Below are 6,533 nucleotides of genomic sequence, written 5' to 3' on the forward strand. Positions count from 1 at the left end.
ACATATCCTGACAGTCCAGCCCCATTCTGAAATTTTCCGGCAATGAGAACGGTTTTGGTCATGCCGCTACCTCCTCTGCATGGGGCTGCTGCGCATGCATCCAGTCGGCCGCCTGCTGCGCCTTGCTGGCGGCGGTGAAGATGGCCTTGGGGTCGTCTTTTAGGACCTTGAGCCACGAGGCAATATAGGCGGCATGATCGGGGCGCGGATGGTGGGCGATCCCGAGGTCTGCCAAGACGAGCCCGCTGAGAATTTCCACACAGCATTCTTCGGCGGCATAGGCGGCCGAACCAAAGCGACCGGAAAGATCGCGGTCGAGCCTGTGCTTTGCGCCACTGGCGTGACCGTTCTCGTGTAGCCAGACACCGTAGAATGACGCGGCATCGCGAAACGAAGTGAACTGCGGCATGAACACGGTGTCGGCCGACGGGCGGTAATAGGCTTCCGATCCACCGAACTCCGTCTTGACGCCCAAGTTTGTGATGAACGCTTCCGCATGGGCAAGGCGTTCAGCCTCGGGCAGCACAGGGGTCGCCGGGCGCTCGTACCCGTCCACCTGAGCGATATTGAAGACAGAAAATGCGCGGGCGAACATCCGTCGATGCCCGTCATCATCGTCATCGTCGTCGGCCTGCTGGGAAACCTTGATCTCCCTCCACAAGACGACCGTGGTGGAGCGTTCTCCTTTACGCACCTGCGCGCCAGCATCCTGCCATTGCTTGTACGTTCCCCAGATACCGTCGCCATATCCGGCGGCAAAGCCCGTGGCCCAGAGCGCCAACGTGTTTATGCCGCGATAGCGCTTGCCGGATGAAACGTTGGTCGGACGCGCTATGCTGCTCCCGTTGTGGAACCAGGGCGCACGCCAGTCGCCGGCGCCGGCCTCGATGGCGGCGATGATCTCGGTGGTGATACGATTATAAACATCGGCGCGCCCGGCCGATGAGGAAGATCGGGACATGACAGGTCTCCAGGACGGGCGGAGCAGGCCTCTCCCGCTCTCCTCATCCCGTCACTCACCCCGATCCCAAGCTTCCTCTCCCTTTACCGCCGCCCGAACGGGCGGCGTCGCGCCCTCGGGCGCGATCCGGGCCAGCACACCCTCGATCCGGTCAACCTCCTGCTGGAGCGCGGTCCGCTGCAATCCGGGCAACCGCTTCTCGCGCAGCAACATGCGTGCCTCATCGGCACTCCGCTCCCAGACGGGCCTGTGATGTTCCGCGATGCAGGCGTTCGGGCAGCGGGTCGGTTCACAAAGTGCTGTCAATGGGCGGTCTGCCGCGGCATCTGTCACGCGCTTGAGGCACAGGGCGGTTGCCGGATCGAAGAAGCAATCGGCAAGCGGTCCGACATGCAGGGTGCGGGCCAGACTGGCGAGCATGGTGCGCAGACGAGACCGGTCGGCGATCATCGGCGGCAATGGCCCAAGCTCGGTGGCTGTCTCGTCGAGGGTACGCGCGACACGAGGACCGGCCGGCCCACCAAGGTCGGCCCCGCCGCGCCGCCTGTCGAAATACTCGAGCAGATCATCGATCTGGCCGAGCCGACGTTGCGCCTCGACCTCGGCGCGGAAACCCGAGGCGCTGCTACCCGCGTAGCCTTCGAACGCGGCGACGGATGCATGCTTGTACTGGATCATGCCGGCCACCGTTCCGAAAGGACGGTTTGCGATGTGCCATGCGATCGTGCGACGAAACTGGCGGGTCGTGATCCGCCAGGGCTTGCCGTCCGGCCCGGGCGGTATGGCGGGCGCCTCTTCCGTCCCGAACAGCCTGTTCAGGTGGTCACGATAGGCGTTGATCTGGCGCACGATCTCGGCGGAGACGTGCGGTTTGCTACTTCGCGTCACTGACAGCACAGGCCAGAGCGTATCGAGACCATGGGCAACAGCCGCGCGCCGGGTCAACTGTTCGAGCACCCCGATCGCATCGGCGACGGGCTCGATGGTCACCCACTCTGCCGGCGCTCCCCGGGCCCCCTTTCCCTTGTAGGCGGTGGAACGGACGCGGTGTCGTGACACGGTGCCGTCCTCGCTGCGCGCAAGCGTCAGGCATCCCCGGCGCATCGCCTGCACCTCACAATCGCGCATACCGGTCAGATAGGCGCAGACCACATAAGCCGCTGCCTGCAGCATGCGCTCTTCCAGGACGAGGGATTTGGCATCGAAGCGGAGCCGCCATGGCCGGCCGAGATCGGCATCGACCGAGATCGGCGTATCCATGCCGCCGGGTTCGATCCCGATATCCGCGATGGCGGCAGCGATGAGATCGGACGCGCCGCCGGCGAGAGCGAGATGCATCGCCGGCTCCCTGGCGGCATCGACCCCTACGTGAAGATGCAGAAGCTGCACGTTGACGACGGGCAGAAGCTCCCCGCTTACCGGATCGACGGATGCGGAACCGTTGGGCGGGCTTGCCCAGACCGGCACGCCCCGACCCTGCCGCGCGCGGGACCGGAAATAGCGCGCCAGTCGCTGCCGTTGCCGGCGGCGGCGCTCCGCATGCGGCAATCCCTGTTCCGCAACGAAAAGCCGGTCGCGGCGCGCTTCGAGCCGGGAAAGCTCACGCCGGGCGGCGAGAATGTCCCCTGCGAATACCGTGATGTAGCGCAGCGACCATGCCAGAAGCGGCGCAATGATCGGCTCGGGGATGCGCGGGGTCCGGTTCTCGGGAACATGACGATAGCCCGCGACGCGTGCGGGTGGCCGTCCGTCCCACGGTTCGAACGACAAGCCGCCGGCGGGAAGGTGCTCACGGTAGAGATAGAAGTCGATGACGATCTCGAGAAGCTGCCCGACAATGACGGGCCGCCTTGCCGGGTCCTCTCGGAGATGCCGCGCATAGGCGTCGATCAGCGGAGGATCAATGCGGGCAAGGTCCAGCGCGCCCAATCGTTCGCGGACGAAGGCGAAGAAGCGCCGCGCCCGGTTGAACGCCTGCCGCACACAGCTGGGCGGCAGCTTCGGACGATGGCCGGGAAGGTCGACATTGAGACGCGCATAGAGATAGGCGCGCATCATTGCCTGCACATCGGCATCTTCCAGCACGTCGAAATGCACGGTGACGTGGCAGCGCCGGGCGTTCTCGCGGAAGACGGCCGGACCCAGATCCCAGCTTGGATCGCCGACGCGCGACAGGTCCTCGCGGGCATGGCCCGGCTTGAGCGGCGCGCACGCCAGCACGGGCCGATCGTCGAACGCGGGAGCGCGAGCAAGGGCGGGCGCGGTCATGCGCGCGCCTCGGGAGGCAGATAGAGGCGCTCCTCCCCGGCGCGTAACCGCGCTTCGGCGACAACGGCATCGGAAAACGCGGGCAAGATCTGATGGACGATCCGGGCATGAACCTGCCCGAACTTGACCATCCAGTCGGGACCGGGAAGCCCCTGCCGCTGGTCTTCGACGAAGGACAGGAAGGCCATGATCGCGGGGAGCTTGCGGGCGGTGATGACGGCGTTGGGGCAATGGAGGCATCCCCAGAACGGCTGTTGGCATGGCGAGCCGGCCTCGGCGAAGGGGCTGCTATGGAACCCCGCGCAGGCGGCGAGCCAGAGATCCTGCTCCCCATCGAGAATGGAACCGACCGCATCCGGCGGCATCAGCGGCCCGGCCTGTTCGGGCGCTTCGCGCAGCGTCTTCTCGGCTGCTGGCGCGAGGATGGTCGGCATCGCGGCGACAACAGCGTCGCGGAAGGCATCGGCGACGGTGGCCTCGTGCAGGGGCCGCAGCGATGGCAGATCGGCGTAGTGGCGCGCCGCGACCTCGGGCGTGTGGCCGACCGCGAAGCGGGCGATGTACCCCTCAGTTTTGGTGTACCACAGCGCCTTGTGGGTTTTGCGAAGCCGGGACAGCAGAAGATGGAGCGGCTTGCCGTCCTCATCGACAATCCGGTGCCGTGCCACCCAGGCGTCGAGGCGTTCGCGCGGATGACGGATGCCGGCATGGAGACCGCCGACGCTGTGGTAAACCCAGAGACAATCGGTGGGCAGATGCTGACGGGCGACGGTCGTGATCTCGATCAGCCGGCGGAGAAGGCCACCCGGCGTGCCGAGGCCGCCGTCGCGCACGCGCATGCTCTTGTGCCCGGCGGCGCCGGCGCGTCGCTTCAGGTATCGCAGTTCGACGGTTCCGGCGGAGGGATTGGCCAGGCAATCGACCGTCAGCGCCTTCAGGCATTCCGGCTCGAGGCCGGTATCGAGAGCAAGCAGCACGAGCAATGGCGGCAGATCGGTGACGTGCAGATGATGCCGACGATGCAGGTCGTCGATCAGCGTGCTGATCGGCAAACCGCGCCGCAAGCGCATGAAATAGAGACGGCGCAACTCGACGCTCTCGGTCCGAACGGCTCCATCGCGCGCGATGAGAGCTTCGACATCGGCCCGCGCTCCGGCAATGACCGGATCGCCCTCATCGGTCCGATCCTCGGTGCCGATCCGGCGGAATATCGCTTCCACGTCCGTACGGGCCGCGTCGCGCAGCGCACGGGCGACGAAGGGGCTGTAGGCATCACGCGGGGTCGAGCGTTCCGCCGAGGTCGCCATTGTATAGCGCAACCGCTCATGGAGGTCGGGCGTGATACTGTCGGGCCGATCCGCCTCTATCGCACGCAGCGTATTGACGATCTTGCTGACCGTCACATGCCGGTAGATCGCGCCCATTCCCCCGCGTTCGAGTGCCGATGCGAAACCCTCGACATGGGCTGCGCGCATGTCTTCGGGCCCGTCCACTTCCCCCGCCTCATCGGAAAGCCAGGTGAAGAAACGGCGATAGGAGTTTACATACTGTTTGATGACGCTGGCCGCACCGATCGGGCCGCCGAGCGCGGCCGACCGGCGCAACGCGCTGGCAAAGGCGATAGCGAGCGGACGAGGATCGAGATTGGTCATGTCAACCAGGACGGTCCCGCCATGCCGCGCCTCGATGACGAACCTGAGGCCGAGCACCGGATCGGGCTTGGCTCGCTCCGGCGTGACGCGCGCGAAAGCAACGGGCCTGCCCTTGCGGGGACGCCCGCTCATGCGCCCTGCGGTCCCGGCAGCAGTGCCAGCAACTTCTCGACCGCCGAATCCACCGTATCGGCGCGGGTCGCGATATGGTCGAGATAGATATAGGTGGTGGCGAGGCTCGCGTGGCCGAGCAGGCGTTGCACCTGCTGCAGCGGGTCGCCCAGGATCAGCCGGTAGCTCTCCATCGGCCCCGCCGGCAATGCGGCTTCGCGCAGACGCTCCTGGATCAGCAAAGCGAGCATATGGACCGCGAAGGTGTGGCGCAGCTGGTGCGGGCTGATCGACAACGAGAAACCATAGTCTCTACAGCGCTTGCAGGCGCGGGCGAAGATCACCTCCCAGGAATTGGGTCGAACGGGCTGTCCGACCTCGGTCAGCCATAGCGCCGCGGGCTCGCGCGGCGTTCCGTTCTCGTTGCACAGGATCAGACGGCATCGTTCCTCTGGCGTGCAGACATCGCGCATGCGGTCGAGACCGGCGTCGGTGATATGGATCGGCCGGTCAAAGCGCGCCGCGCCATTGCGCGCGACGAATTTGGCCGCGCCTGCCGCGCGCTCGACATCGATATAGGCCGCGATCTGACGAAGCAGCCGGCGTGGGACCAGAACACTTCGTCCGCGATCGCCCTTGGTGAGCGGCGGCGGCAGGCGCAACCAGAGCTGCCGGTTCTCATCGCCGTCCGGAACAATGACCGCGAGATCACCGGAGAGCAGACCTGAGGCTTCTTCCAGTCGCAAACCTGTCGTGACGAGCAGATCGGCGAAGAGCGCGTTGCGCAATCCGTTCCGATCACGTGCGCCGGGGCGTTCGCTGCCGTCAGGCGCGAGGCCGCGCAGACCGACCTCGCGGAAGATGCGGTAGTCGTCCATCGTGACGAACCGGACATCCGACCGCTTCGCAACACGTTCATAGGCGTCGTTGCGCGCGGCGATCATTCCGCGACGTCCACCCTGCGCCGGTCGCCACACGGCACGACGGTTGAACGGTGCCTCGGCGATCAGCCCTTGCCGCTCGCCCCAGCGATAGAGGCGATCAAGGCTGGCGACGGCCCTGTTCCAGCTTGCCGCCGTGATCCGCTGACCAGCATCGCCGCGCCGACGCGCACGATGATAAGCCTCGACATCGTCGCGGGTCGCAGCCCATACGGTCTTGCCGCAAGCATCGAGAAAGCGAAGCCAGACTGTCACATCATAGGCCTGGGCGCGAAGCGAATGCCGCGATCGAATCCCCGATAGCGGCAGGTCGAGAAAGAAGCGATCCAGATCGGGGTCGTAGAGCGCGTCGCCGCGCAGGATCAACGGCACATGCGCGGCGAGACCCCCGGCCTCGCGACGCTCGCAAACAGAAATAATCGACACCAGCGCAAAACCCTCCCCATGCCCCCACCCGGCGCACGCTTCGGCCCGGCAGTTCTCAGGCTGGCCGCCGCCAGCTCTTTGGTAAGCGCGGCGGCCAGCCTGAAAACTGCCTACCGTCAACGCCTGTCACCCATCCTACGGCAAGGTGGCATGCGGTGCAGACTGTCAAGATAA

Annotated in this window: 4 protein-coding genes; all 4 read right to left on the reverse strand. The window is 66.0% G+C overall.

Translation table 11 applies throughout. The annotated features are described in order from the left end of the window. Positions 1 to 58: 58 nt before the first annotated feature. Genes AC13CR_RS00245 through AC13CR_RS00260 form a run of 4 tightly spaced genes read right to left on the reverse strand, consistent with a single transcriptional unit; the run spans position 59 to position 6,359 of the window. Complete coding sequence (locus AC13CR_RS00245; RefSeq protein WP_028093970.1) at positions 59 to 961, reverse strand: ArdC family protein; 903 nt, start codon at positions 959 to 961, stop codon at positions 59 to 61. 51 nt (positions 962 to 1,012) lie between these two features. Further along, on the reverse strand, positions 1,013 to 3,229 hold the full coding sequence (locus tag AC13CR_RS00250; protein ID WP_028093971.1) for a site-specific integrase: 2,217 nt from the start codon (positions 3,227 to 3,229) through the stop codon (positions 1,013 to 1,015). Next, a complete protein-coding gene (locus tag AC13CR_RS00255; RefSeq protein WP_028093972.1) occupies positions 3,226 to 5,013 on the reverse strand; it encodes a hypothetical protein in 1,788 nt (595 codons plus the stop codon). The genes AC13CR_RS00250 and AC13CR_RS00255 overlap by 4 nt, the downstream gene beginning before the upstream one ends. Continuing rightward, entirely contained in the window at positions 5,010 to 6,359 is a 1,350-nt protein-coding gene (locus AC13CR_RS00260) for a tyrosine-type recombinase/integrase (RefSeq protein ID WP_028093973.1), read from the reverse strand. Before AC13CR_RS00260 ends, AC13CR_RS00255 begins: the two co-directional genes overlap by 4 nt. Positions 6,360 to 6,533 lie beyond the last annotated feature (174 nt).

The organism is Paracoccus sp. L-17 (genome assembly GCF_056857655.1).